The 25,243-nt window shown below is 66.0% G+C and carries 22 protein-coding genes; 8 read left to right on the top strand and 14 right to left on the bottom strand.

From position 1 onward, the window contains the following. The first annotated feature begins 17 nt into the window (after positions 1-17). Positions 18-1,094, top strand: coding sequence for a caspase family protein (locus tag AB0C25_RS04110; protein WP_357369405.1), 1,077 nt, complete (start codon positions 18-20; stop codon positions 1,092-1,094). A 142-nt stretch (positions 1,095-1,236) separates the two neighbouring features. On the opposite strand, the gene AB0C25_RS04105 is transcribed toward AB0C25_RS04110, so the two are convergent. After that, the gene (locus AB0C25_RS04105) at positions 1,237-1,416 is read right to left on the bottom strand and encodes a hypothetical protein (protein WP_357369402.1); all 180 of its coding nucleotides are present in this window, start codon (positions 1,414-1,416) and stop codon (positions 1,237-1,239) included. Positions 1,417-1,660: 244 nt separating this feature from the next. Between AB0C25_RS04105 and AB0C25_RS04100 the strand changes: the two genes are divergently transcribed. From AB0C25_RS04100 to AB0C25_RS04080, 5 genes are all read left to right on the top strand, one after another. Further along, on the top strand, positions 1,661-4,060 hold the full coding sequence (locus tag AB0C25_RS04100; RefSeq protein ID WP_357369400.1) for a class I SAM-dependent DNA methyltransferase: 2,400 nt from the start codon (positions 1,661-1,663) through the stop codon (positions 4,058-4,060). Then, positions 4,053-5,297 (top strand): restriction endonuclease subunit S, encoded by a 1,245-nt coding sequence (locus AB0C25_RS04095; protein WP_357369398.1) that lies wholly within the window; start codon positions 4,053-4,055, stop codon positions 5,295-5,297. The genes AB0C25_RS04100 and AB0C25_RS04095 overlap by 8 nt, the downstream gene beginning before the upstream one ends. A 4-nt stretch (positions 5,298-5,301) precedes the next feature. Next, the gene (locus tag AB0C25_RS04090; RefSeq protein WP_357369396.1) at positions 5,302-8,562 is read left to right on the top strand and encodes an HsdR family type I site-specific deoxyribonuclease; all 3,261 of its coding nucleotides are present in this window, start codon (positions 5,302-5,304) and stop codon (positions 8,560-8,562) included. Then, entirely contained in the window at positions 8,559-9,275 is a 717-nt protein-coding gene (locus AB0C25_RS04085; RefSeq protein WP_357369393.1) for a SprT family zinc-dependent metalloprotease, read from the top strand. The genes AB0C25_RS04090 and AB0C25_RS04085 overlap by 4 nt, the downstream gene beginning before the upstream one ends. A 204-nt stretch (positions 9,276-9,479) precedes the next feature. After that, positions 9,480-9,926, top strand: coding sequence for an NUDIX domain-containing protein (locus AB0C25_RS04080; RefSeq protein WP_357369392.1), 447 nt, complete (start codon positions 9,480-9,482; stop codon positions 9,924-9,926). Here the strand turns inward: AB0C25_RS04080 and AB0C25_RS04075 are convergent. From AB0C25_RS04075 to AB0C25_RS04025, 11 genes are all read right to left on the bottom strand, one after another. Further along, positions 9,909-10,496 carry a histidine phosphatase family protein gene (locus AB0C25_RS04075; protein ID WP_357369390.1) on the bottom strand — a complete coding sequence of 196 codons (588 nt, stop codon included), beginning with the start codon at positions 10,494-10,496 and terminating at the stop codon, positions 9,909-9,911. The two genes, AB0C25_RS04080 and AB0C25_RS04075, sit on opposite strands and share 18 nt — an antisense overlap. Then, positions 10,493-11,239 (bottom strand): SDR family oxidoreductase, encoded by a 747-nt coding sequence (locus tag AB0C25_RS04070; protein ID WP_357369388.1) that lies wholly within the window; start codon positions 11,237-11,239, stop codon positions 10,493-10,495. The genes AB0C25_RS04075 and AB0C25_RS04070 overlap by 4 nt, the downstream gene beginning before the upstream one ends. Further along, a complete protein-coding gene (locus tag AB0C25_RS04065; RefSeq protein ID WP_357369386.1) occupies positions 11,236-12,369 on the bottom strand; it encodes a hypothetical protein in 1,134 nt (377 codons plus the stop codon). Before AB0C25_RS04065 ends, AB0C25_RS04070 begins: the two co-directional genes overlap by 4 nt. Beyond that, positions 12,366-13,460, bottom strand: a complete 1,095-nt coding sequence (locus AB0C25_RS04060) for a glycosyltransferase family 9 protein (protein WP_357369384.1) — start codon at positions 13,458-13,460, stop codon at positions 12,366-12,368. Before AB0C25_RS04060 ends, AB0C25_RS04065 begins: the two co-directional genes overlap by 4 nt. Beyond that, the gene (locus tag AB0C25_RS04055; protein WP_357369382.1) at positions 13,439-13,993 is read right to left on the bottom strand and encodes a phosphoribosyltransferase; all 555 of its coding nucleotides are present in this window, start codon (positions 13,991-13,993) and stop codon (positions 13,439-13,441) included. The genes AB0C25_RS04060 and AB0C25_RS04055 overlap by 22 nt, the downstream gene beginning before the upstream one ends. Then, entirely contained in the window at positions 13,990-15,897 is a 1,908-nt protein-coding gene (locus AB0C25_RS04050) for a hypothetical protein (protein WP_357369380.1), read from the bottom strand. The genes AB0C25_RS04055 and AB0C25_RS04050 overlap by 4 nt, the downstream gene beginning before the upstream one ends. Continuing rightward, positions 15,894-16,388: a DUF4254 domain-containing protein gene (locus AB0C25_RS04045; RefSeq protein ID WP_357369379.1), complete on the bottom strand. Its 495-nt coding sequence runs from the start codon at positions 16,386-16,388 to the stop codon at positions 15,894-15,896. Before AB0C25_RS04045 ends, AB0C25_RS04050 begins: the two co-directional genes overlap by 4 nt. A 116-nt stretch (positions 16,389-16,504) precedes the next feature. After that, positions 16,505-17,347, bottom strand: coding sequence for a hypothetical protein (locus AB0C25_RS04040; protein WP_357369377.1), 843 nt, complete (start codon positions 17,345-17,347; stop codon positions 16,505-16,507). Positions 17,348-17,408: 61 nt separating this feature from the next. Next, the gene (locus AB0C25_RS04035; protein ID WP_357369375.1) at positions 17,409-18,089 is read right to left on the bottom strand and encodes a GPP34 family phosphoprotein; all 681 of its coding nucleotides are present in this window, start codon (positions 18,087-18,089) and stop codon (positions 17,409-17,411) included. 11 nt (positions 18,090-18,100) lie between these two features. Beyond that, positions 18,101-19,117: an acetamidase/formamidase family protein gene (locus AB0C25_RS04030; protein ID WP_357369373.1), complete on the bottom strand. Its 1,017-nt coding sequence runs from the start codon at positions 19,115-19,117 to the stop codon at positions 18,101-18,103. Between the two features lie 5 nt (positions 19,118-19,122). Continuing rightward, complete coding sequence (locus tag AB0C25_RS04025) at positions 19,123-20,529, bottom strand: APC family permease (RefSeq protein WP_357369371.1); 1,407 nt, start codon at positions 20,527-20,529, stop codon at positions 19,123-19,125. Positions 20,530-20,909: 380 nt separating this feature from the next. Here AB0C25_RS04025 and AB0C25_RS04020 point away from each other — a divergent pair, with 380 nt between their 5' ends. Together AB0C25_RS04020 and AB0C25_RS04015 are read left to right on the top strand one after the other, a co-directional pair. After that, a complete protein-coding gene (locus AB0C25_RS04020; protein WP_357369369.1) occupies positions 20,910-22,379 on the top strand; it encodes a helix-turn-helix transcriptional regulator in 1,470 nt (489 codons plus the stop codon). Between the two features lie 15 nt (positions 22,380-22,394). Further along, on the top strand, positions 22,395-23,027 hold the full coding sequence (locus tag AB0C25_RS04015; protein ID WP_357369367.1) for a 2'-5' RNA ligase family protein: 633 nt from the start codon (positions 22,395-22,397) through the stop codon (positions 23,025-23,027). Positions 23,028-23,262: 235 nt separating this feature from the next. Here the strand turns inward: AB0C25_RS04015 and AB0C25_RS04010 are convergent, their stop codons facing one another. Both AB0C25_RS04010 and AB0C25_RS04005 read right to left on the bottom strand, forming a co-directional pair. Further along, positions 23,263-23,400, bottom strand: coding sequence for a hypothetical protein (locus tag AB0C25_RS04010; protein ID WP_357369365.1), 138 nt, complete (start codon positions 23,398-23,400; stop codon positions 23,263-23,265). A 570-nt stretch (positions 23,401-23,970) separates the two neighbouring features. Next, the gene (locus AB0C25_RS04005) at positions 23,971-24,906 is read right to left on the bottom strand and encodes a replication-relaxation family protein (RefSeq protein WP_357369363.1); all 936 of its coding nucleotides are present in this window, start codon (positions 24,904-24,906) and stop codon (positions 23,971-23,973) included. Positions 24,907-25,243 lie beyond the last annotated feature (337 nt).

Here is a 25,243-nt window from a genome sequence, read left to right as displayed (position 1 = left end):
AGATGGAGATGTGAACCGTGACCTTCAACAAGGGTCGAGCGCTGGTAATTGGCATTTCCAACTACGACGAGGCCGCCCTCCTTCCCGAGGCCGTGCTAAACGATGCTCGCGATATCGTATCAGTTCTTAATTCGACTGACTATTGCGGCTTTTTGCCCGGCAACGTCAAGGTACTCCTAGATGAGAAAGCCACTTTGGATGCCATTCGTGCCGAGTTGGCGGAACTGGCGTCGTCGGGCAGCCCGGACGACACCGTCATAATTTTCTTCTCGGGACACGGCGCTCAGATCGGGTCGGGAGCGGCTAGAACCAGCGCGCTAATCCCAGTCGACTTTCAGACTGACAATGTTCGGGGCACCGTGCTTGAGGAGGCCGAGTTTTCTGCCGCCCTCGCGGCGATGAAGGCGAGCAAGCTGCTCGTCTTCATCGATTCTTGCTATTCCGGCGGCGCGGGCGTCTTGAAGGTAGACGAGGATAACGGAGTCCGGCTAGGATTTGATGAGAAGTCCCTCCATAGGCTTGCCCAAGGCGCAGGTCGGGTAATCATTGCCTCGTCTCGGGCAAGCGAAACTTCACTTGTGATGGCTGGCGCCCGCAACAGCATCTTTACGGAGCATTTGCTCGAGGCGTTGAAGGGCAAGGCCCGTACGACGGGCGACGGTCTCATTCGGGTCTTCGACGTTTTCAACTACGTTTCCGAGCAGGTCCGTGGAGCTGTTCCTGGCCGGCAGCATCCGATCTTCAAGGCGTCAGACCTTGAAGATAATTTCCCAGTTGCACTCGATCGCGGTGGGACGAAGGCGCCATCGGCCGTGCAGCCGTCCGCTCCGGCGCCTTGGCGTGAGGTCGAGGGCATCATTGCGGACCTCTACCCTGCCGGTCCCATTGATCAGGAGATCTGGGCTCGTGCTGGCGGGGACGTCTCGCGTCTGAAGTTGAGCGGCACTGGCCGGGCGAACTGGTTCGCGGCCCTCCGTACCCTTCGGCTCGGAGGCGGCGGGCAGAACATCAGCTACCGCACACTGCTCAGCGCGGCGATCGAAGATTTTCCCCATCACCCCGAACTCGCCGCCTTGATGGCCTCGGCGCAATAGTGGCTCTTCGAGTTTAAGCGGGGATGATGCGTCCGCGGTGGCGCCGAGTGTGGTGATGCCGGTTGCGTAAGCCGTAGGGGTGCGACGACCGTCTTGATCACGTGCTTGGTGCCTTCGGAGTCGGCGATGGTAATTCCGGTGATTAGATCGCGTGGATGTATGGCCACCAGGTCTCGCTGGTGGTGGCGAGCCGGTGGAGTTCAGGCAGATTAGAGCTGGCGCAGCGGCCGTAGAGGCGGTGCAGTAGCCGGTGGACGTGTTCCCGGCTGGGCTGGGTGCGGGCGGTCGCGAACGGGTCGAGCAGGTCCTCCTTGCGTTCCACGCGGAAGGATGGGAGTGCCGATCGCGGTCGGCAGGGTTTCGAGGGTGTCGACGAGGTGGTCGATTTGCTTCCCGGCACGCAGGCTGCCGAGCGAGTCAGCAGGTTGCGCATCCGCCATTCGGGATCGGTGTCGCGTCCGAGAGGAACGTGCGCGACGCGCGGGTGATCCCCGCACGGGCAGCGGCTGCGGCGGGCCTAGGCTGGGCGATTGCACGACCATGGGCGAGCGTAGAGGGTGGAGCGGGTGCGGAAGTTGACGTTGCCGCAGTTAGAGCGGCATCTGTTCGCGGCGGCGGACATCCTGCGGGGCAAGATGGATGCCTCGGAGTTCAAGGAGTACATCTTCGGGATGCTGTTCCTGAAGCGCGCGTCGGACATGTTCGACGCCGAACGGGAGCGCGTCGTGGCCCGCTACGCCGACCGTGGTCCGCAGGAGGCCGAGCACCGCGCCGAGCAGCCGGAGTCGTACCGGGAGGCGTTTTTCGTCCCGGAGATCGCTCGCTGGGACCATCTTCGCCGGCTTCACGACAACGTCGGCGACGGCATCAACAAGGCACTGGCCGCCCTGGAGGACGCCAACCCGGACTCGCTGGAGGGGGTCGTCCAGCACATCGACTTCAACCGCCAGGTCGGCAACTCACGGATTCCGGACAAGAGGTTGCGCGACTTGATCGCGCACTTCGGCCGGCACCGGTTGCGCACCGAGGACTTCGAGTTCCCGGACCTCCTGGGCGCCGCGTACGAGTATCTGATCAAGGAGTTCGCGGACTCGGCCGGCAAAAAGGGCGGCGAGTTCTATACCCCACGGGCCGTGGTCCGGATGATGGTTCGGCTGGTCAAGCCAGCCGAAGGCATGAGCGTGTACGACCCGTGCTCGGGCTCCGGCGGCATGTTGATCCATGCAAAGGAGTACGTCGAGGAGCACGGCGGTAACCCACGCAACCTGCTGCTGGCCGGGCAGGAAAACGCCGGCAGCGTCTGGTCCATCTCGAAGATGAACCTACTGTTGCACGGTATTCCCGATGCGAAGATCGAGAATGATGACACCCTGGCCAACCCGCGCCACACGCACGGCGGCCAGCTCGACCTATTCGACCGGGTTCTATCCAACCCGCCGTTTTCGCTGAACTACTCCAGCGACGGCATGCGCTACAGCAACCGCTTCCGCTGGGGCTGGGCACCGGAAGGCGGCAAGAAGGCCGACCTGATGTTCGTCCAGCACATGGTCGCGGTACTCAAGGCGAACGGCATCGCGGCCACTGTCATGCCGCACGGCGTGCTGTTCCGGGGCGGCGCCGAGCGCGACATCCGGACCAACCTGTTGAACGACGACGTTATCGAGGCCGTAATCGGCCTCGCGCCCAACCTGTTCTACGGCACCGGCATCCCCGCCTGCGTGCTGGTGCTGCGCGCGCCCGGGTCCAAGGTACCCGAGCGTGCAGGCAAGGTGCTGTTCATCAACGCCGACCACGAGTACGCAGCCGGCCGCGCTCAGAACTATCTGCTGCCCGAGCACATCGAGAAGATTGTGTACGCGTGCGAGACGTTCAGGGACATCCTCGGTTACGCCCGGGTGGTGACCCGCGAGGAGCTGCGGGAGAACGACGACAACCTCAACATCCGCCGGTACGCCGACAACGCCCCGCCGCCGGAGCCGCACGACGTTCGCGCCCACCTGTACGGCGGCGTGCCGAAGGCCGAGGTCGCCGACAAAGCAGAGCTATTCGCCTCGTACGGTTTCGCCACGGACGCTGTCTTCGTTGACCGGGACGACGCCTACGTCGACTTCGCCCCAGGGATCGACCGCGCCGTGCTCGCCGCGCTGGTCACCGACCATGCCGGGGTACGCGACCGCGAGGCGGCGCTGGAGGCCGTTAAGCGCGAGTGGTGGGACGAGCACCGCAAGCTTGTGATCGAACTGCCAGCCACACAGCGGCTGATGGCGGCGCGCACCGAGCTGATCGACTCGTTCATTACCGCGCTGCTACCGGTCCGGCTACTCGACCGCTTCCAAATCGCCGGAGTGATCGTGCGATGGTGGGACGCCAACCAGTACGACCTGCAGACCTTGGCTACGCACGGCTTCGGCGGCGTGGTGGACGGCTGGGTCACCACCATCGGCACCGCACTGGAAGACGAGCGACCAAAGACCGAACCGCTGAGGCACCGCGCGGTACCGAAGCTCTTGCCCGAATATCTGGAACGACTGGCCGCCGTGGAGGCGCAGCGTGGAGAACTGGACGCCCGAATTAAGGCGGCCACCACGTTGGCCGCAGAGGACGACGAGCCGGCAGACGACGACGGCGACGAGGTGATCAGCCCGGCGGAGCTGAAGCGCATGAAGGCGGAGCTGACCCAGGTGCGTAAGCGGCAAGGGGAGTTGAAGGCCCAGTTCATCGCAACCCTGGACCGAGCGCGGGCGGCGCTGACCGGCCAACAAGAGCAGGACCTAGTGTTGAGCATTTGGCAGGAGGACCTGACCGGTCACTTGGATGGCTACATCATCCCGCGCCGCCGTGAGATGGTCGCGGCCCTTGAGGGCTGGTGGGACAAGTATGCCGTCTCTTTGGCCGACATCGAGGCCCAACGCGACGCCGCCGCGACCCGGCTCACGGCTCACCTTCAGGAGTTGGGTTATGCCTGACGCCCCGCATGATTGGACACTCGGCACGCTTGACCAATACATCTCGGCCATTGAGGCGGGATGGAGCCCGGAGTGCGTGGAGGAGCAGCCGGACTTCGGTGAATGGGGAGTCCTGAAAGTCAGTGCGGTGACTTCAGGAACCTTCAAGCCGCAGGCGGCGAAGCGGCTCCCATCGCACCTGCGTCCGATCCCGGAACTGGAGGTGCACCAAGGCGATGTCCTTGTTGCCAGAGCAAACGGAGTGGCCGAGCTCGTAGGCGTCGCAGTAGAGGTAAGGGGCGCACCTCCCCGGCTCATGCTGTCCGACAAGACGCTTCGAGTGGTTCCGCGCCTTAGCACCCTTGACGGGAGTTTTCTAGCATTGCTTCTCCAGTCGGACAGAGTCCGCCGGCAAGTAATGCAGATCGTCAGCGGCAGCAGTGGACAGAAGAACATATCGCAGAATCAGATACGACGCCTCGATGTCGCCATACCGCCCGTTGAGGAACAACGGCGGATTGCGGAGATTTTGGACTCGGTCGACGAGTTGATCCGCTCCACCGAAAGGTTGATAGCCAAGACGCTAAGACTCGAAACAACTCTAGCATCCGCCCTGATTGAGCACACTTCCTCTATGTGGCAATCCTGCCAGCTCGGCGATCTTCTGCTCCGAATCGAGGCGGGTAGAAGTCCGGAGGTCCCGGACCGTCCCGCAAAGTATGACGAGTGGGGCGTCCTCAAGGTAAGTGCCATACGAAGTAGGGGTTTTGAAGAAGACGAGAATAAGGTTGTAACCCAGCACCGCTTCATCAATGATGGGATCGAAGTGCACGCAGGGGACCTGCTAATCAGCAGGGCCAATACCCCGGAGCTTGTTGGACTCGCATGCTACATCCACCGCGTCCGCCCAAGGCTTATGCTGAGCGACAAAACGCTAAGGCTCGTTGCCGACTCGCACAAGGCAAGCGGTCAGTACCTGGCGCGTGCGCTTGCTACGCCTTTGCTGCGTCGGCAGATTGAAAACAGTGGCACTGGCAGCAGCGGAAGCATGAAAAATATCAGCCAGAAAGAGATCAGACACCTCGTCGTCCACCTTCCTCCCTTGAACAAACAGCATGAAATTGTCATGCGGTTGCAGTCTGTTACGACAAAGGTGGAGTGTGAGCAACGGCGCTTGGCCAAGCTCCAGACACTCCGTTCTGGATTGATCGACGACTTGTTAATAGGCCGAGTGCGGGTTCTGGCGAAGGGGATGTAGCTGCATGGGGTCCGGATCGGAGTACGAACGGGTCGAGCGGCCGTTGCTTGAGCAACTTGTCCGGATGGGGTGGCGACGCGTCGGGGGCGGCAAAGTCGAATCGTCCGGCGTCGCCGGGCGGGAGAACTTCCGGGATGTGCTGCTGCTCGATCGGCTCCGGGCCGCGCTGCGGCGGATCAACCTCGACGAGGACGGCCGCGAGTGGCTCGATGATGGGCGGATCAGCCAGGCGGTTTCCCAGCTCACCCGGCCACGGGCCACCTCGGTGCTAGAGATCAACGAGGAGCTGACCGAGAAGCTATTGCACGGTGTGACCGTCGAGGGCGTGCCGGGCTGGGATGGTGCCCGGGACCGCACCGTCCACTTCATCGACTGGACCAGCCCCGACCCACTGGCTCACAACGAGTTCCTGGTGGTCAACCAGTTCCGGGTCGACCCGCCCGGCGGGCGTACTCCGATCTATCCCGACGCTGTGCTGTTCGTCAACGGCATTCCGCTGGTCGTCGTGGAGGCCAAGTCTCCGACCGTGCCGGGGCCGGTCAACGCCGCGATCGAGCAGCTACGCCGATACGCCAATCAGCGCGGCTCGGTCGAGCCGGAGGGCAGCGAGCGGCTGTTTTACACCAATCAATTCGTCGTCGCCACCTGCTTCGATGAGGCTCGGGTGGGCACGTTCACGTCACTGGCCGAGCACTACGCGGAGTGGAAAACCACTGCCCCCGTACCTGAAGATGACGTCCAGGCCGCTCTCGGCGTTGCGCGGCTGTCCCCTCAGCAGCGTTTGGTCGCGGGGATGCTGCACCCCGCCCGGCTGCTGGACCTGGTCCGGCACTTCACGCTGTTCATGCAGCCGGAGGATCGCAAGATCAAGGTCGTCGCGCGGTACCAGCAGTACCGCGCCGTCCGGACGACGATTGAGCGGCTGTTGACCGGCCCGACCCGGGCGCAGGACGGCGAGCACGATAGGCGCGGCGGGATCATCTGGCATACCCAGGGGTCGGGCAAGAGCCTGACCATGGTGTTCCTGGTTCGGGCGATGCGATCGCACCCAGCGCTGGTCGGGTTCAAGGTCGTGGTGGTGACCGACCGCAAGGATCTGCAGAAGCAGCTCGCCGAGACGGCGGAGCTTACAGGGGAAACGGTCCATACGACGACCAAGGTGACCAAGGCCAAGGAACTATTGGCCATTCCTGGCAAGGCGCTGATCTTCGTGATGGTGCAGAAGTACCGCAACCCGCAGGCGAAGAAGACCGACGACGCTGCGCTAAAGAACATTGGTCAGCTGGACAAGTCCGCCGAGGTGCTGGTGTTGGTCGACGAGGCGCACCGGTCGCACTCGAACGCGCTGCATGCGGCGTTGCAAAAGGCACTGCCCAACGCGGCCAGGGTTGGGTTCACCGGTACGCCGATCATCATGGGTGCAAAGAAGAAGACCCATACGATCTTCGGTGAGTACCTGGACCGGTACGACATCCGCCAGTCCGAGGCCGACGGGGCGACCGTGCCGATCCTGTACGAGGGCCGTACCACCCGCGGCGGCATTAACGACGCTGACGACATCGACGAGTTCATCGATCTGTACGGGCTTACCCAGGAGCAGACCGAGGAGCTGAAGAAGCGGTACGCCACCAAGCGGCACGTCGCCGAGGCCGAGCAGCTCATCGCCGCGAAGGCGGCGAACATGCTGCGCCACTACGTCGAGGTGGTGCTGCCAAACGGCTTCAAGGCTCAGGTGGTGGCCACCAGCCGACTCGCCACCATCCGCTACCGGACCGCGTTCCTGGCTGCCCGGGACGCCCTGATCGCTGAGCTGGATGCACTCGATCCGGCGTGGAAGACCTCAGACGCTCTGGAGCGGGTCGATCGGCTGACCGCCAGGCGTGCCCTACTGGTGCGAGCATGGCCTTATCGGGACGTCATCGCGCAGCTCGACTTCGTACCGGTGATCTCCGGCACGCAGAACGACAAGTCGCCGATCATGGAGTGGACCAGCGGGTACGAGCAGGTAGTCGACGACTTTAAGAAAAAGAAGCTGCCCATGCCGGGCGTGCCCGCCGACCAGACCAGCCCGGTGGCGATGCTAATCGTCAACGCCATGCTGCTGACCGGCTTCGACGCGCCTCGCGAGCAGGTGCTCTACCTGGATAAGGCGATTCGAGAAGCGGACCTGCTGCAGGCCATCGCACGGGTCAACCGCACCACGTTGGGCAAGAGTGTCGGCTACGTCGTGGACTACTACGGTGTCGCGCACCACCTGGCGCAGGCGTTGGAGGCGTATGCCGACGACGACATCGACGGCGCACTGACCAGCCTTAACGACGAGGTGCCGCGGTTGGCCGCCGCGCACGCCGCGGTGCGGCAGCTCTTCACGAGCATCAGTGATTTCAGCATTGTGGCGGCGCAGGACGCCTGCGTGGAGGCGCTGGCCGAGGAGCGGCTGAGGGCCCGGTTCGAAGCAGCACTCAAGGCATTCAACCGCAGCATGGAGATCGTTCTGCCGTCGGATAAGGCCCTGCCCTATGTGGCCGACGCGAAGGCGTTCGGCACGATCGCGCTGCTGGCCCGCCGCCGCTACCGCGACCACACGCTGTTCGACGTTCGGGTCTACGGCGAGAAGGTCCGAGCGCTGATCGACGCGCACGTCCAGTCCCTGGGCATCAGCCAGAAGATCCCACCGATCTCCATCACCTCGGCCGACTACGCGGAGAAGGTCAGCGGACTGACCAGCCCTCGCGCCAAGGCATCGGAGATGGAGCATGCCATCCGCCACCACATCGGCGAGCGCATGGACACCGACCCGGCCCATTACCAGCGGCTGTCCGAGCACCTGGAGCAGATCATCAGCCAGCTGCGGGACCAGTGGGAGCAGCTCGCGCTCGCGCTGGCCGATTTCCTGCCGGTAGTCACCTCTGGGCGCACCGAGGACAGCAACGGACTCGACGCGGGTATCGAGGCACCGTTCCACGACCTCATCGCCCAAGAGTTGGCCGACTTCGGCCGACCGGTCGCCGCCGAGATCGCCGGACCGCTACGGCAGGCCACCATCGACGTCGTACACCTCATCCGCGACGACGTACGCCTGGTCGGCTTCTGGGACAACCCGCACAAGCGCGAACAGCTCCGCCGGGCGATCATCGCGCGACTGGACGACAGCCGGCTGGAGGACGGCAGCGACCTGTTCAAGTACGCCATGCTGCGACCGCTCGCCGACCGGCTGCTCGAGCTGGCCAAGCACAACCACCACCGGCTGGCGTCTTCGCCGTGAGCGTGGCCGAAGCGCTACCCGACACAATGCTCATCGGTGACCTGCACTTCGCGGTCCGCGAGTCGCCGCATCGCGCCACCGTCGGCATCACAGTCGACCGGGACGGGTCGCTGTACCTGCAGGCACCCACCGGATGCCCACCTGATGCGTTGGCCGCATGGGCGTACTCCAAACGGATGTGGGTCTACCGCAAGCTGGCCGAGAAGGACCTCCTGCTGTCCGCCCGGCCAGCTAAGGAGTTCGTCAGCGGGGAAGGGTTCGCCTACCTGGGCCGCAGCCACCGCCTGCTCGTCACCGATACCGATGAGGTGCGGATGGAACGCGGTCGGCTGCTTCTTCCCCGAACGGCTGCAGCCGGCCCAGACCCGAGCGCGTACCTGGTCCGCTGGTATCGCGCTCGGGGCCGGCAGTGGTTGCCGGGTCGGCTGCGTCCGTGGACCGACCGGATGGGTCTGTTCCCGACCGGGCTGGACGTGCGGGACCTCGGCTACCGATGGGGGTCTCTGAGCGCCAATGGCCGGCTCAACATCCACTGGGCAACCCTGCAACTACCGCCGTCGCTGATCGACTACGTGCTGGTGCACGAGCTGGCGCACGTGGCGCACCCGCAGCACACGTCCGCGTTCTGGGCAATGGTGGAACGGGCTATGCCCGACTACGAACGCCGCAAGTCCGATCTGCTCGGCGCCGGTGCCCGACTATGGATGGGTTGACGTTCGATGAGAGTCACTGCCATTTTGCAACTATGGTCGTCGCACGGGAGCTGTTTCATCCTCGCCTGAATGGGGCCGTCTGCCCCGCCACTGTCGAGACCAGGTCACGCTCACGGTACGCAATCTGAGCACTTTGTGCTTGCACTACGTCACGGTGTAACTTCAGATCGCCCGCGCCTTGAGCAAGTGCTGATAGGGGTCTACATGCGTAAGGTCGTACGTCGGTCGGTACGGGCGATCCTGTGGGACGAACGCAATCAGCTCATGTTAATCAAGAGGACAAAGTCCGGCCAAGCCCCTTACTGGACTGCGCCCGGTGGCGGCCTTGAGCCGACGGACGCAACCCTCGATGCGGCCCTGCGTCGTGAGCTGCGGGAGGAGTTGGGCGCGGAGGCAGAGCGGCTCAGCCAGGTGTTCTTGTTCAGCTCGCCGGCCGGCGAGGGGGTGTCCGTACAGCACTTCGTCTCCTGCCGGCTCACACGGGTAGACACGAGTGCCCGCACGGGTCCGGAGTTCACTGATCCGGGCCGGGGCGGCTATGCCCTGGACCGGGTGGCTGTCGACCGCCTTCCTGAGGTAGATCTGAAGCCTGCAGCCCTGAAGGATTTTATCCTCGCGAACACTGACGCGTTGCTATCGGAGTTGACCTGAATCGGGCCAGATCCCTGCCGGTGCGAGCGTGAATCGGCGCGCGGCCTGGAAGACGTCCTGGGGGCGGCTCGCTCCGGCGATGATCGCTGCGACGGCGCCGATGAGCACTCGGTGCGAGACGATCAAGGCGGTGTTTCCTTCGACCGGGTGTCCGAGGACCGTGGAGGCGGCCATCGCCCGTTCGTAAAGCGCTGTAAGGCTCTCGCCGCCGGCCAGGGTTGAGTCCGGGGCGCGGAGCCGGTGCGTGCGCCAGGTCCGGTACTCGGGTGGGTAGTCGTCAGGTTCTTTACCGAGGACGCAGTCGGGGGCGCGCCACTCGGCGTACAGCGGGTTCGGCGCGGCGAGTGGCACGCCGAGCAGCGCAGCCAGGATCTCCGCGCTTGTGGTGGCGCGCGGATGCGGGCTGGTGAATACGATTGTGGGCCGGACACCGCGGTCACGAAGTGTGTGGGCGGTAGCGGCGATCTGTGCCGCGCCGCGCGCGCTGAGTGGCGTGTCGGGTCGGGCATGGGCGTGGGGGCGAGTGATTCCGTCGAGGCTGGTTCCGTGGCGGATCCAGAGGGTGGTCATGACAGGTGCCAGCCGCCGTCGACGTTGATCGCTTGGCCGGTGATGAATCCCGCTGCTGGTGAGGCCAGGAAGGCGATGGCGGCGGCGACGTCCGAGGGTTGGCCCCGTCGTTTGATGCACTGTCGGTCGAGCTGGCGTCGAACCATGGCGTCGTGGTCGGGTACGACGCTGTGCTCTGCGGGGACCTCGATCGAGCCGGGCCGCACGGTGTTGACGGTGATGTCGTGGGGTCCGAGTTCGCGGGCGAGCGCGCGGACGAGTCCCTCCAGGCCGCTTTTCGCGGCGATGTAGCCGGCGAGGTCGACGCGTCCGAGCTGGGTCATGACTGAGGAGACCGCGACGATACGCCCGTAGTTGTTATCGATGAATGCCGGCGTGACGGCGCGGATGACAGCGGCGTGCGTGACGAGGTTGAGTTCGAGCTGGTCGCGAAGGACGTCGGGGTCCGTCCGGCTCCAAGGGACGCGAGGGTACGCGCCAGCGTTGCTGATCAGGGCCGCGAGCCGGGTGGCGTGTTGCTCGATCGCGACGCGGAGTGCGGTCTGGGTGTCGGCGACGGTCAGGTCTCCGGTGATGGTGTGGGTCTGGGCGCCGTGGCGGCGGGCGGCCTCGACGACCGCAGCGAGGTCGGCGTCGTCGTGGAGGTGGGTCAGGACGAGGTCGAAGTCGGCGGACAGCCGGGTGGCGATGGCCGCGCCGATGCCGGTGCCTGCTCCGGTGATGACGGCGATGGAGCGGCTCACGAGGGCGGCTCCGTCGGCGCACAAGGGGTGAGTCCGAGGATCTGTTCCAGGTCGGCGTCGGGTGCGTAGAGGTCGGCGAGCAGGCCCAGCGACAGAGCGGCGTCGCGGGGTTCCAGGAGCTGTAGTGGGTAGACCGCGAGGATCCGCATGGCGAGGTATGGGCGTATCCAGGTGAGTAGGTCGGTGGCGGCGGAGAGTGCGAGCGGCCGGGCGAGCGTCGTGAGGTATCGGGTGATGGCTTGCTGCCGGGCCGGCGATGGTTGGTGCTGGTAGTCGATGCCGACCGATCGGTCGGAGAGTCTCTTGAGCCGTACGGTGGGTTCGACAGCTTCGGCGAGCGCCATCGTGTGGTCGGCGTAGGCGGCGGTGTTGTAGTGCGGGACGAGCCAGGCGCCGTGAAGTCTCTGGTACCAGAGGAAGCAGGCGATCTCGCCGGGCAGGGCGTTGAGGCCTGCGGTGTCGTAGTCGAACCAGACGGGCCTGCTGTCGGCGTCGAGGCCGATGTTGAAGTCGGTGGGGTCGCCCTGGGTTATCGCGGCCCAGACCTGCTCGTCGGGGTGGAAGGCGTCGCGTAGCTCGCTGACAAGGGCAGGAAAGTCGAGCCGTCGGGGCTGTCCGTTGACCATGAGGGTGGTCTCTCGCAGCTCGGTGGGTCGGAGACCGTCGGCGTCGGCCAGTTTGAGCACGATCGGGTCGTGGCCGTAGTAGTGGTCCAGCCTGCCGCAGGGCTGGACCCGGTCGCGGTAGAGCTTGCCGTTGGTGCGCGAGGCGGGGACGCGGCAGATTGTCGCGTCGATGGTTCGGCGGTAGTGCTGAAAGATCGCGTCTAGCCCGCGATCGAGGTTGGCCGTGCTGTCTGCGTCGGTCGATGTGAGAGCGTCGAGGAGCAGGCCGGTGTCCGCAAGATCTGGTTGGTGGCGGTCGTAGAGGGTGAGGGTCCAGTGCCCGATGCGGTGTTGGGAATGCAGCCCTGGTACCCGGTAGTGGTGGCGGATTCGTTGGTATCCGGCGGCTTCGGCGGCGGCCTCCACCGGGTTCGGGTTCACTTTGGCGAAAAGGCGGTGTGAGCCGATGTCCAGGTGGAACGTGCGGTTCATGGTGAAGCGGCGGTAGCGGGCGACCCGGATCATCGTTGCCACCACCCGGCGCACTGCCCCGCGAAGTCGGCAATGTCCTTGGCGGGAATGGCCCGAAGGTCGCTCGCGGTGGACCAGACGGTGTCGTCGTAGCGGTCCCGCACGGGACACGCGTCGGCGAGCGACATCAGGTGCGAGAACGGGGTGGCCACCGCGTGGTGGTGTGGCGATCCGGTGATCCACTTGGCGTAGCCGTGTCGTCCGTAGAGGCCGACCACGTGCGGCTGGGTGCCATTCGGTCGGATGGTGAGCGCGGCGAGATGAGTCAGGCCGGTGTCGTTGCCGATGACCAGCTCGGCGGTGGCGAAGAGGTCAATGCAGTCGACCGCCTTTGGTCCGTGAAGTACTTCGATCTGCCCTACGGGTGCCGCAGGTTGGTGGCCCGGTGGTGTCACCAGGCTGAAGCGCCAGGCGGCCGAGTGGCGGGTCGTCAGGTGTTCGGCGAGAGCGCTGAAGTTATCGATGCCGTAGTCCTTGCGGTCGGGGCGACTTGTCGTGGCCACGAAGACCACGTGGAATGGGTCTGGCGCTGCGACGGTCGACCGGAACCTGGGGCACGGATCACCGGATGCGGGGAGCCTGGCGCCGAGGGTCTGCTCGATGTCGAGGTAGTAGCGCATCGGCAGCGCCGCATGGACCTCGACAAGCTCGACGTCGACGAGGTCGAGCAGCGTCGGAGGCGATTCCGGTACCGCGTCGAATTCCACGGCGTTATCGCTGCTCCGCGTACCCAGTTGGTGCCTGTCCCCGTACTCGACCGTGACTGGAAGGGTGCACCGGGCGATTAGGTCCGCCCGCCTGCCGGCGTACTCCAGTGTTTCGAACTGATCGTGTGTGGCGTCGTGAAGTGCCTGGGCCATGGCGAGGCCGAGCAGCAGGTCGCCGAGTCCGCGAGAGCCGAAGTCGACGCGCCAGCCGGCCTCACGTACTGCGTCGAGCCGTGCCCGTCGCGGCGGGATCTCTCCGTTGGCCCGTCGATACGGCAGGAGCCGGCCGAGCGGCGCCTGTTCACGTCGGACGACGTACCGCCCGCCGCGATGACGCACCGGCTCCTCGACGAGGGTCACAGCGTGGTCAGTACGCACAGCGGGACCTCGCTGCTCTCGAGTAACCGTCGACCATCTCCGGCGGTGTCTTCGACCAGGCAGAGCGCACCAGTGATATCGGCTCCGGCCGCACGGAGTGCCCTGACGAGATTGGCCAACGTGAGTCCTGTGGTTATCTCGTCATCCACGATGAGGACGCGCTGGCCCTTGAAGTCGCCGTACGCGAAGACTTCAAGGCGTCGGGCATGCGGCTCGTGGAAGACAAGCTTCTCGGGCAGGTCAAGGTTGACCTTCCAAGCAAGGCGGTATTGGCTGCCACTGGCCCAGGCGATTGCGATCGTGGGCACGATGCCGCCGGCGTCCAGACCCAACAGCAGATCGTGCTGCCGGTACGCCGGGTGCTCACACCATCGCTGCCACAAGCTTCGCCCGGTGGCCAGTACCTGTTCTGCGGCCACGTCGGTGCGGATGCCGTCGAGGCCATGGACGACGCGAATCGGGCGAGTGGTGTCTCCCACCCCGAGCCGGGTCACTCGATCGGCGTGAAGAACCTCGTCAAAGGCGGTGGTCATCGAAGATCGGGTCCTTCCGTCTTGGGGGCATCGGAGGTGGCCGCGCAGCCGAGCGCGTCGTGATAAACGAGGATCTTGGCGGCGGCTTCGCGGACCCGGTGGGAGAGCGTTTCGTCCTGTCGCCACCGGTCGCCGCTGACCTCGGCCACTACCGGGAGGTCGACTTCGGCACCCGGATGGCTGGTGGTGAAGGCGAGGCGGACCTCCTCGCTGGCGTCTAGGTCAACCCCATCGGCACGCAGGATGATCTTCATGATCAGCACAACGTGCTTATAGGCAGCGCGGACATCGAGTGCCGGGTTCGCGGCGAGCCGCCGCAGCACCATCACCACGAGCGGCAACTCGCTGCGTGAGGCCCGGTCGTCGGTTGGTGCGTCGAAGGCGTTGAGTGTGAGGCCGTCTCGGCGGTAGAGCAGACCTCGCCCATCGTGGGCAATCTGCCGCAACGCGTGCAGTACCCGAGGTGGGACAGACCCGGCGCGCACCTCTCGCGTGGTAAACGAGGACAGCGCGATCTTTTCGCCCGCCGGTCCGTTCTGAGCTATACGTCTGCTCTGAAGCCAGTTCAGCGGTAGCGTGTCGCGCACGACAAGGAGGTCGATATCGCTCCATCCGGGTAGCCAGCCTTGGTGGGCGAGGCTGCCGGTGACGGCGACAAGCGTTGTCTCAGAATCGGTCAGCCTGGCGACGCAGTCCGCGAGTAGCGGTTGCAGGGCATCAGGGATAGGCGTTTCCGCCTGCGGCGGAACCGTAGCGGCGGACCTGCGGTGAACAACTTCCGTGACTGCGCTCTTCAGCGCGGCGAGGCTGCGACTGTTGTCGATCACCGTGTCGGCAACCGACACGATGCGGTCTCCGCCACGGCTTTGCTTGATCGCGTCGCGAGTGGCGAGCGATTCCGTGGGCTCGGTGGCACGCAGCGAGCGAAGCCGGTGCGGGATGTCGAGGTATAGGACCTCGCAGCGCTCACCCCAAATCCTGCGAAGGTGTGCTGTGGCTTCGAGGCGGTGCGCGCTCTCCAGGCTCATCCGGTGGGAGCCTGGGTTCAGTGCGGCGAACCGCAGGATCTCCTCCGAGAGGATCTGCGCCTGGGTCACCTCGTCCCATTCGCGATACGGATCGGCCGCACCGCGCCGATCGGCGCCAAGCTGCATGAGATAGCCGATCTTCAGTCGAGTGGCTGTGTGCTCAGTGCGCAGCAGCTCGCCGACCGTGCTCTTGCCGCTCTCGGACATACCAGCGAGCACCCATAGGTGTTCGATCCGGTCCGGCGGCAGCGGGACGACGGGCACGTCGAGTTGCGTCAGAGCCTCGCGGATTTCACGTTGCACATCAAGGAGTGGGCGGTCTCCGCGCACCACGATGGCCTGGTATTCCCCGCCGTCGACTTGAAGATCGATCGCCTCCGCCAATCGCCACTGATACTCGGCGTAGCGCTCAGTGGCCGGTGCAGGGTCACGCTCCACGGCGTGGTGTGCCTCGGCCGCAGGCTGGCTGCTGTGGCGCAGCAGCAGGTGCAGCTCGCGACGCGGCGTAGGGGCGTAACGGCGTGCTTTGGCCTCGACTTGTGCGAGCGCCTCGGCGGTTGAAATGCCGTCCTTGACCACCGCCGTTGCCGCGCAGGTCGCTACAAGCATCGGCCAACCGCGGTCCTCCAACGCCAAGGGCCGACCACCGGCGCACCGCGCGGCGTGAGAGCTGAACACGAGGTCGATGTGTTCGTCTGTGGTGCTGTCAACGAACCACCACTGACCGAAGTCCCGTTGCGACACCTCGGCCCATCGCCGGTCCCACCGATCGATTGTCCCGGTGAAGTCGACGTCCGGCAGCGCCGACGCCAACCACCGGGCGTTCGTGGTCTTGCCGACGTTGTCGGCACCGTTGAGAGTGACGGCGATCCTCATCGCGGCCCCCGATAGCTCTTCAGCGTGCGCCATCGAGGGATTCGGCGGCGGCCCTCATGGATATCGAGCACAAGGGCGTCGTAGGCTTCCGTGAGCTCGGTGAACTGCTGCAGGGCCAGTGAAGGGTCTACGTCGCGTAGGTCCATCTCGGCGGCCTCGGAGAACCGCCTCCACCGAATCCATGCGATGGCTAAGCGGTCGATCACGGAGCCGATCGTCTCGGTATGCAGCGGGCCCTCGTCCGGAGCCCGAACCACCTGCTCAACCCACGAGTCGATCTCACTGATCAAACCGACCCGTGTGGCGTTGAGGCAGTCAATCAATCGTTTGGCGGCCGCCACAGCGTGGTCGTCAGCAGCTGGGTCGCGGGAGATTGTTTCCGCCGCCCATTGTTCGCAGTGCTGCGAGGCGAGCCGGGATGCCGCATGAAGGGGCTTCGTCCAAAGCTCTGGCAGGGTTTGTGCGTGACCACCGAAGGTGCTGGTGATCATGTCTGAGCTTGGTAATGGCGGACAACGCTGCTGGTCGTGGGCACTTGGTGAGCCGGGGGCAGAACGGAGGGGCATTGCCGAGCCTCCTTTCAGGTCCTACTGATGCTGGTGGCCTCTCAGGGCTTGGTAGCGACGCCGGCGTGGGCGGTGTGACCCCGCTCGAGGATGAGGAAGTACGAGAACAGACCCGGTCGGCTTCCGGTCAGCCGCTCGTGCGCGGCGAGGATCTCGCCGCTTCCCGGGTCGACCAGCAGTTGCGACGTGGATCCGTCGGCGCTGACGGTGAAGGTCAGGCCGACGCGGCCGGCGAGGTCGGTGGTCTGTCCGCGGTAGGTGATGCCGGGCACGGTAGCCAGGACGCGGAGGCTCTTCGCCCGCTGGTCTCGGTTGAGGTATTGGTTGCTGGCGAGCGCGGCGACGCCGTTGGTGAGCATCCTCGGGTAGGCAGGTTCGGCAGCAAGTTGAAGGGGGGCCAGTGCGCCGGCCAGGGCGCTCGCGTCGGCTGGCAGCGGCTCGGTCAGGTACGGATGCAGGCTGCCGGGTGGGTGCTGCGTTGTCGTCTCGGATGCCTGCGTGAGCAGGGTGCGATCGTCGCGCGCGGGCTGGTGGTCGAGGCCTGGTAGGTCGGGTAGGCGTCGGGTGGTCTCTTGGCCAGAGCCGTCGGTGTTACGGCGCCACTGGCGCAGGTCAGTGCGGGTGATCGCGTTGGTGGCGCGAGTCCAGGACTGGATGTGTAGGTAGGTGTAGGGCAGGCCAGTGGTGCCGTCGGCTGGTGTGGCGCTGATGGTGTCGGCGAGGGCGGTCAGCCGCTGCGCAGCGGTCAGGCCTGGCCCGGTGACGGCCGTGTGCGCGGTGGCGGGCCGGCTACTGGTGGCCGGTGATGCGGTCGTTGCCCCTGTCTGGGCGGCGGGGGTACTGGTGTGGCAGCCAGCGAGCAGGACGCTGCCGAGCAGGCTCACCGCCAGACGGTGGACGGGGACAGTCGGGGTGACCATAACTCTGTGGAGGTCCCTTCTGCGTTCAGCGGTAGGTGGCGGTGGCGAGGTCACCGACTGCGGCGTCAACGGCAGCGATGACGTCGCGGACTGGTCGGTGGTGTTGGCTGGCGATGGCTCGGAGGTGGTTGGTGACGGTGGTGGTGTCGTCGTTGAGGTAGAGGTGATGGGCGAGGTGGAGAGCGGCGACGAGTCCGGCGAGGGCGGCGGTGTGGTTGTCGGGTTGTTCACGGCCGTCGGCGAGGTATCGCAGTCGGGCGCGGGCGATGACGGGCCATCGGGTGTGGGTGGGTAGGTAGGTGTCGGCCCGGATGAGTCCGCCGAGTCGGCGGCGGCTGGTGTGGCGCAGGATGCCTGCGGCGTGGAGGCCGGCTCGGGTGCGTTCGTAGAGATCGTCGGCGAACCCGCGTAGCCACTGGCGTAGGGGTGGGGCGGTGTGGGTGTGGCGGAGGGTGGCGATGGCGGTGTCGGCGATGAGGTCGCCGACGGGCCGGTCGATGTGCAGCCGGACCCGCTGCTCCCCGACCGGATGGCCGTCGCCGTCGAGGACGGTTCGTCCGCTGATGATGAGGTCGATGAGCACGGCGCCGGCGAGGCCGAGGGCGAGGGCTTGGCGGTGGATGTGGGATTGTCCGGTGTCGTCGTTGTGGCCGAGCAGGTACAGCTCGTCGCGCAGCGGCAGCCGGGGAATCGCAGCGGCGGTCATCGAATCCGCTCCTACCTCTTGCGGCCGACGAGGTTGCGCAGCCGGATATGGGCGTCCTCGTAGGCGGCCCTCGGCTGCGGGAGGAGGGCTTTGTCGATGGCGGCAAGAACTGTGTAGTTGGGGTCGCAGACGTTGCCGATCGGCGCCCGGCCGGCTTGGGAAATGAGCTGGTAGGCGTCGAGGTTGTCCAGACCGCACAGTTCGACGGTCCAGGCGGTGAGGTCGTGGTGCGCCATTCGGTAGGCGTCCTCGAGCGGTCGGGCGCAGCCGATCGACATGAGCGCTGTGTTGGTTTCCAGCCGAGGCCACGCGGTGCCGAGATCCCCCTTGATCACTTCGACGGCGAGGGTGGTGACAGTGGCGATCTCCACCCCAACCCCGCAGGCTTCGCCCTGTCCTTGGCGGGCGTGTCCATCGCCGAGGGCGAGCAGCGCGCCGTGGACGTTGACACCGAGGTAAAGGGTGGTGCCGGCGCGCAGCTCAGGGGTGTCGAGGTTCCCGCCGTAGTAGTCCGGCACGATCGTGGCCCGAGCTTCCATCGCGGCCGGGGCGACGCCGATCGTGCCGATCATCGGATCCAACGGCAGGTCGACAGTGTGCTCGCTTGCGGTCGCCCGATACCGCACGATCCCGGCCGCGCGGTCGACGTCGTACATCCACACCCGTTCGTCAAGGGGCGGCTGGAGTGTGGCGGTGTGAGGGGTTGAGGTCAGCGCCCCGAAGTACGGGAACGTCGCGGAGACACCCCAGTCGCGGGCGGGTTCGATCGAGGCGATGTGCACGGCGAGGGTGTCGCCGGGTTCGGCGTCCTCGACGAAGAACGGCCCCGACACCGGATTCAGGTACGGCATCGCGCAGACCTGCGACGGCAGGTCTGCCGGCCCTCGCACTCGCCCGCCAAAGCAATCCTCGGTGTGCACGGTGAACACGTCACCGGAGTGCACGTGCGCCACCGGGATCCGACCGCCGAAGGTGTAGGCCAACTCGTCACGGGCCGGCCGGTACGTGAAGTGGTTTCCGTGAGGCATCGTGGTCACACCCGCTCCAGGTCACGCCCGGCCGGCTGAGCCGGCGCCAGGCCGGACAGCGCGGGGCGGCGGCCCGTCGCGTAGAGGCCGACCAGGACGACCAGGCCGAGGGCGAGCCAAGCTAGGCCGAGGCGTTGGGCGGCGATGTTGGCGTTCACCACCACGAACGCGAGGATCGCGAAGCCGACCGCGGGCATGAGCAGGTGCGCCCACCAGTTCCCGCTACGCCGCCGGATCAGGTGGTGCACGACCACGGAGACGTGCAGGACAAGGAAGGCGACCATCGCCCCAAAGTTGATCAGCGACGACAGCAGCGTGATCCCGTCCGCCCGAGTCGCCATGTACAAGCCCAGGACGAGGGAGACAACGCCGGTGAGCAGGGTGGCATTGATCGGCACACTTCGGCGTACCGACACCTTCGCCAAGAACGCCGGGAGTTGCCGGTCGCGGGCCATTGCGTACAGCAGCCGTGACGTGGCGACCTGGGCGACCATCGAGTTCGGTAGTCCCCACGCGATCGCGGTCGCGACGGCGCACACGGTTGCCAACCAGCTTCCACCGGCGACGGCGGCGGCGTCGTAGAAGGCCGTGCCGTTCACGTCGCCCTCGGCCAGCAGCGCGTCGGGATTCGGCACGAGCATTGCCGCCAACCACGTCTGCGCGATGAACAACACCCCCGCCAGGACGAGCACGACGGCCATCGACCGCCCGATCTGCCGAGTGCCGCCACGGGTCTCCTCCGCCAGCATGCTGATGCCGTCGAAGCCGAGGAAGGACAGCACCGCGATCGACACCGCCCCGGCGACCAGCGACCAGGTGAAGGTGCCGGCGTTGTGGAAGGCGTCCCAGCTGAACCGGCCCTTGCCCGAGGCGAGAGCCCAGACGGCGACGCTGAGGAACACCGCTAAGACGATCAGCTCACCGATCAGCATCACCCGGGTTACCACCGCAGTCATGCGGATCCCGACCGAGTTGACGATCGTGTTGACGGCCACGAACCCGAGCAGCCACAACCACACCGGCACCGCCGGCACCGTGGCGTGCATCGCCACCGACGCCACCAGATACAGCAGGCCCGGCACGAGCACGTAATCGAGCAGGATCACCCAACCTGCGAGGAATCCGACCGGCGGACTGATGCCCCGGCCGGCGTAGTTGTAGACGCTGCCGCTCATGGGGAAGGCCTTCACCATCTGCGCATACGAGAACGCGGTGAACACCAACGCGACCACACCAATGGCGTAGGCCAGGGCGACCATCCCGCCGGAGCCGGCGTAAACGCTGCCGAAGATCGCCATCGGCGCGATCGGCACCATGTACACCAGGCCGTAGGCGACCAGGTCCCGGAACCGCAGTCTTCGGGCCAACTCCTGGCGGTAGCCGTAGCGGGTCAGGTCATTCGACGTTGTCATCAGGCATCCCCACGCGGGTAAGAAGTGTCAGCACGGAGCCGAGTGGCGTCTGCCGCCCGGTTGACGACATGGGAGCTAGCGGCAGTAGGCATCCATGACTGGCATTGCTTGCTAGCCACCCACTGCATCCATCTGAGTGGCCACATCCGGACCGATCGGCGATCCAGTGCCGCAAGCTTGCCAACGCATGGACGTAGATGGATTCCCAGGAGTGGTGAGATTTTCCCCCACACACACATGGCCCTTGACCTGCATCTACCTTGATCATTTGGTGAGGAACTACCCAGTGGTAGACCGGTGGCCTCGTCGTCATCCGTTCCGGTTGTCACGAGAAGGGCGATACCGTGCGACGGGAAGGCCGCACGTAGGAGGTGACCGCGATGGCAAGGACAACCGGCACCAAAGCGCAGCGCGACCACGTGCGCCAGACGTTGGCCGGCTTCGGCGCGACGCCGACAGTCATCGCCGCTGAACTGCAGCGAAGGTTCGGATTGCGCCCGCGAGATGCCTTTCGACAGGCTCATGGCTGGACCCAGGACGCGGTGGCCGAGAGGTTGAACGCCAACGGAACCGGTTCGGCGACGATCACAGGGGCACGGATCAGCGACTACGAGCGATGGCCCTTCGGCGGCCGTCGGCCCACCTTGGCCGCCTTGAACGCTCTGGCCCAGGTCTTCGGCGCCGAGCCGAGCTGTCTGGTCGACCTAGATGACTTGACCGCTATGCCGGACGCGGACCGAGAGATGCTGAGCGGCCGGAACGCCGTCCCGATGCCTAGCCGATCCGTCACACCCCTAGCCCCGCCGGGCGTGATGACCGAGCCTATGCGGTGGGACCTCGGAGCTCTGCAGGACGAGACGGAATTGGTGATCGCGGTGGCAGAACGCACGGCCAGCTTCGGCACATGGGCGCAAGCCTCCAACGTCGGGCCCTTCACCCTCGACGATGTCATTGCCTCCACCCGCAGGATCGCCGTCGATTATCTGACCGAGCCGCCAGTCGTCGTCTACGCCCGAGCGGGCCTACTGGCCGACCGTGTGTTCCGGCTGCTGCAGACCGGTCGCCAGAATCCCGACCAGTCGCGAGAGCTCTACACCTGGGCTGGGTACCTATGCAGCCTGCTTGCCTGGATGGCTGGCGACCTTGGCCATCCCGCCGCAGCGGAGTCTCAAGCACGTACCGCATGGATGTGCGCCGAGACCGTCCGCGATAACACTCTCCGAGCCTGGGTCCTGTCCACGATCAGCAAGGTCCATCTGTGGGAGAGGCGCTTCGAGGACGCGGCGGACGCCGCCGCGCGGGGACTCGGCTACGCCGCAGAGGGCAGCGCAGCGGTCATGCTGGCCTGCCAGGAGGCAGACGCGTGGGCGGAAATCGGTGCTGCTGACTCGGCCCGATCGGCGCTGCGGCGGGCCGACGCAGCCCGAGAGCATGTCACCGTCGACACGGTAGGTGGACTCTTGGCCTGCAGCATGGTGCGCCAGCACAACTACGCCGGCTCGGTGCTGCTCCGCATCGGTGAGGCTGCCAGCGCCATCAAGCATGCTGAGCACGCTCTCGCGCAAGCCGCCGTTGATCCCTCGGTCGCCTACGGCACGCTGGCCCAAATCCGCATCTGGGCCGCCTCGGCACATCTCAACGCGGGAAGCCTCGACGGGGCGGTATCGATCCTGTCCCCGGTACTCGGCCTGCCGCCCGAACAGCGGCTCGACCCGCTTATTCACCGCCTGCGTGACGTCGGCCGGAGCCTCGCCGGCAACCCATCGCTGCGAACGAGCGCCGAGGCGCGCAGTGTTCAAGCAGCGATCACCGAGTTCTGCGCCACCGGCGCCGCCCGTCAACTCCCGTAACGACCTGGAGAACCAATGGCGATCCCCCACACCACCAGCATCCGCAACCACTGGTACTGGCGACCGGGCTGGGGCGTTGGCTCCCGCTTCTACACGTGGCACATCACCTTCGACGGCCAACCCGAGGTCGACGAGCTCGCTGGCCAGTACCGATCCTTGCTCTCCTCGCAGCCCAGCCTCGATGTCATCCCAAACCAATGGCTCCATCTCACGATGCAGGGGATCGGGTTTGTTCAGGATGTTGCCGCGGAGGACATCGACGCCATCGTGGCCGCCGCTGAGAACCGCTGCGCGCATTTGGCACCGTTCAACCTCGCCATCGGCGTGCCCCACGTCGACTCCGAGTCCATCCAGATCGCCGTTGACCCGGTCGAACCCGTGCGGCAGCTACGTGCCGCGATCCGCGCCTCGATCGCCGACGTCTGGGGGGAGGACCGAGTACCGGAGCCCGCCGAGCCTTACAACCCTCACCTCAGCCTGGCCTACACCAACACCGACGGTTCTGCGGCTCCGCTGATCGAGACTCTGTCGTCCGCGCCGAAACTCAGCGCGAACGCCGTCATCGACTCGTGTCAGCTCATCGTTCTCAACCGCGACGAGGGTATGTACGTCTGGGAACCGTACGCCACCGTAAAGCTCGGATCCTGAAGTCTGCCTCTTCTGCCGAAGCCGTCGTTGGTGCTCGGTCGCCTCGCTGTCGACGCGACCAGCCGCTCAGTTTGCCGCCTGCGAGCTGGCCGGGTTTCGGCTTACGGGTTCGCGCGGCCAGCCGGCATCGATACCCGTAGCACTCTGATCCCAGAGGCTGGCCTTCCAGATGCAGAGGCTGCGCCCGCCCCATTGGAGCGGGCGCAGCTCAGGCGGCGTGTGCTGAGGCGGCGGCCTAATGGAGGCGTAGGAGGCGGGCGAGTCTGGTGGCTTGGTCGACAGTGGGAAGGCCGGCTTCGGCGGCCAGGGCTTGGATCTCGGCTTCGGTCTGTGGGTCGGTCAGGTAGCGGGCCATCGACAGTGTTCCCGGCACGGTCGCAAGATCGGTGTCGGGTGACTCGATCGGGGCCTCGCCGTCGGTTGCCCGCGTGGGCGGGGTCGGCGGCGACCGATGCGGTGTGCTCGCACGTGATGTGTGGTCACGGCGTCTGGCCATGTCCCTCCCAGGACGGCTCGTGGCGTGAGGTCGAGGTGTCGAGCCATGCGCATCTCCTTCTCGGTGATAAGAACTCGCTGAAGATCGATCGCCGGATCCTGCTGGCCGGAGTCGGCGGCGGGCCGGCATCGGTGAGGGCCGCAGACATTAGCTCCGCTGGCCGTGGAAGTGAAGAGGTGCGCCACTCACAGCAACTCACGGAGGCGAGCCGCTGGTGTGAGTGGTGGGCGGTCGGGGGTCTGTCTGTCGCCGAGCAGCGCCGCTGACAGACCTTGATAGCTCGTAAGCCCTGCTGCCCGCGCCGCCCGACACGCGCTCCGGGAACACCGCTGGGGTGCGCGCCGTGCGGCGACGACGACCGCAGCCCCGGGATTGTGGGGCGCGGGCGGGCTCAGCGGCATGCGGGAGACCAACCGCCGACAGCGCCGTCTGATCCACCCCTCCCCATCAGGCAGCGCGCCCGTCTTGGTCGGGCGCGGTGTGGGTGGGGAACTCGTCGTCGTGGTCGGTGTCTGTGTAGGGCAGGTCGATGAGGCGGTGACGGCCGCTGCTGTCGGCTCGTTGCCAGACCTGGTCGGCGGGGCTGGCATCGAGTGCGCCCCGCAGTTCGGCGGTGGTGGTGGCGAAGACCGTGTGCAGGTTAATGCCGGCGATGCGATGGTGCAGGTTCGCCTCGCGGCGGGCGGAGGGGAGGTGGAACAGAACGGGCCATGCCCAGGTGCTCATCGCGAAGAGGCGATCGTACTTGGCGATCTTGTCGATCAGGACGTCCAGGCGTTCGCCGCTGGTGTCGTACTCAAGGAAGAACGGCACGGACCGTCCGCGTTCGGTCCACACCCCGGCGCCGTCAGGGCGGGGGAAGCCGGTCGGTCCGCCGATGATGATTTGCGGGTTGCCGCCTTTGCGGTAGAGGACGCCGGGTTCGTGGTAGGCGGATGCGGGTTGCCAGCGGACCAGGTCGCCGTCGGTGTGGGTGCGGGCGTGGGCGGAGAGGTCGATGAAGACCTGGTTGCCGCCGAGCAGGTGTGGCAGGTCCGGTCTGCGGGTGAGGGACTGCTTGCGGCGGCGGGCTTGGTCCCGGCGTGGTCGTCCGAGTCCACGTTGGGCGTGGACGTGGTCGTAGCCGAGCTGGTCCAGGACGTAGTGGTAGGGGTAGGAGCCGCCGTCGGCCCTGTTGGGCCGGAACCGGTCCACCGCCCGCAGGGTGGTGAGGCGGCGCAGGCGGCGTTGAGTGAAGTCCAGGGACGGGAACAGGGCGGCAGCGATCTGGTCGGTGGTGAACACGCCGTGGTCGTAGAGCCAGCCGAGGAGCCGGTCGTCGCGGGCGGTGATGCTGGCCTGCAGCCGCAGCAGCGGATCCGAGGTCTGTATGGGTTTACGCATGGGCAGCCCCAGGGGGGAGACCCCAGAGTTGAGGGTCTGTCTGGAGCCGATCAGAGTCGATGTGAGGGGGGTTGACCTGGGCTGTGAGCGAGTACGGAGGGTCAGGTTGGGGGTCAGGATCAAGACGGACGGTAGAACGGGGATCGGCGCTGACTCCTACACCGCCGGGCACACCGTGCCCGGCGTGACGGCACCCTGGAAGTGGGTGTGAGTCGGGCCGGTGACGAAAGCGGCGACCCAGCTGAGATTCACCATGTGGGGTAATCACTGTTGTTGCTCCAAGCTCAGAGGTGTGGGTGGACGTGCGGCGGGTGCACCGGCCGCTGTCGCGGGCCGA

It is taken from the genome of Micromonospora sp. NPDC048839 (assembly GCF_040649915.1).
GTDB lineage: Bacteria > Actinomycetota > Actinomycetes > Mycobacteriales > Micromonosporaceae > Micromonospora.
Note: the sequence above shows the minus strand (reverse complement) of the source record. Positions and strands in the feature narration are given on the sequence as shown.

Bases quoted from the DNA above. Each gene is read 5' to 3' on its own strand.
- AB0C25_RS04095 (WP_357369398.1), top strand. From the start codon at position 4,053: ATGCCTGACGCCCCGCATGATTGGACACTCGGCACGCTTGACCAATAC.
- AB0C25_RS04090 (WP_357369396.1), top strand. From the start codon at position 5,302: ATGGGGTCCGGATCGGAGTACGAACGGGTCGAGCGGCCGTTGCTTGAG.
- AB0C25_RS04080 (WP_357369392.1), top strand. From the start codon at position 9,480: ATGCGTAAGGTCGTACGTCGGTCGGTACGGGCGATCCTGTGGGACGAA.
- AB0C25_RS04075 (WP_357369390.1), bottom strand. From the start codon at position 10,496: ATGACCACCCTCTGGATCCGCCACGGAACCAGCCTCGACGGAATCACT.
- AB0C25_RS04065 (WP_357369386.1), bottom strand. From the start codon at position 12,369: ATGATCCGGGTCGCCCGCTACCGCCGCTTCACCATGAACCGCACGTTC.
- AB0C25_RS04055 (WP_357369382.1), bottom strand. From the start codon at position 13,993: ATGACCACCGCCTTTGACGAGGTTCTTCACGCCGATCGAGTGACCCGG.
- AB0C25_RS04050 (WP_357369380.1), bottom strand. From the start codon at position 15,897: ATGAGGATCGCCGTCACTCTCAACGGTGCCGACAACGTCGGCAAGACC.
- AB0C25_RS04045 (WP_357369379.1), bottom strand. From the start codon at position 16,388: ATGATCACCAGCACCTTCGGTGGTCACGCACAAACCCTGCCAGAGCTT.
- AB0C25_RS04035 (WP_357369375.1), bottom strand. From the start codon at position 18,089: ATGACCGCCGCTGCGATTCCCCGGCTGCCGCTGCGCGACGAGCTGTAC.
- AB0C25_RS04030 (WP_357369373.1), bottom strand. From the start codon at position 19,117: ATGCCTCACGGAAACCACTTCACGTACCGGCCGGCCCGTGACGAGTTG.
- AB0C25_RS04025 (WP_357369371.1), bottom strand. From the start codon at position 20,529: ATGACAACGTCGAATGACCTGACCCGCTACGGCTACCGCCAGGAGTTG.
- AB0C25_RS04020 (WP_357369369.1), top strand. From the start codon at position 20,910: ATGGCAAGGACAACCGGCACCAAAGCGCAGCGCGACCACGTGCGCCAG.
- AB0C25_RS04015 (WP_357369367.1), top strand. From the start codon at position 22,395: ATGGCGATCCCCCACACCACCAGCATCCGCAACCACTGGTACTGGCGA.
- AB0C25_RS04005 (WP_357369363.1), bottom strand. From the start codon at position 24,906: ATGCGTAAACCCATACAGACCTCGGATCCGCTGCTGCGGCTGCAGGCC.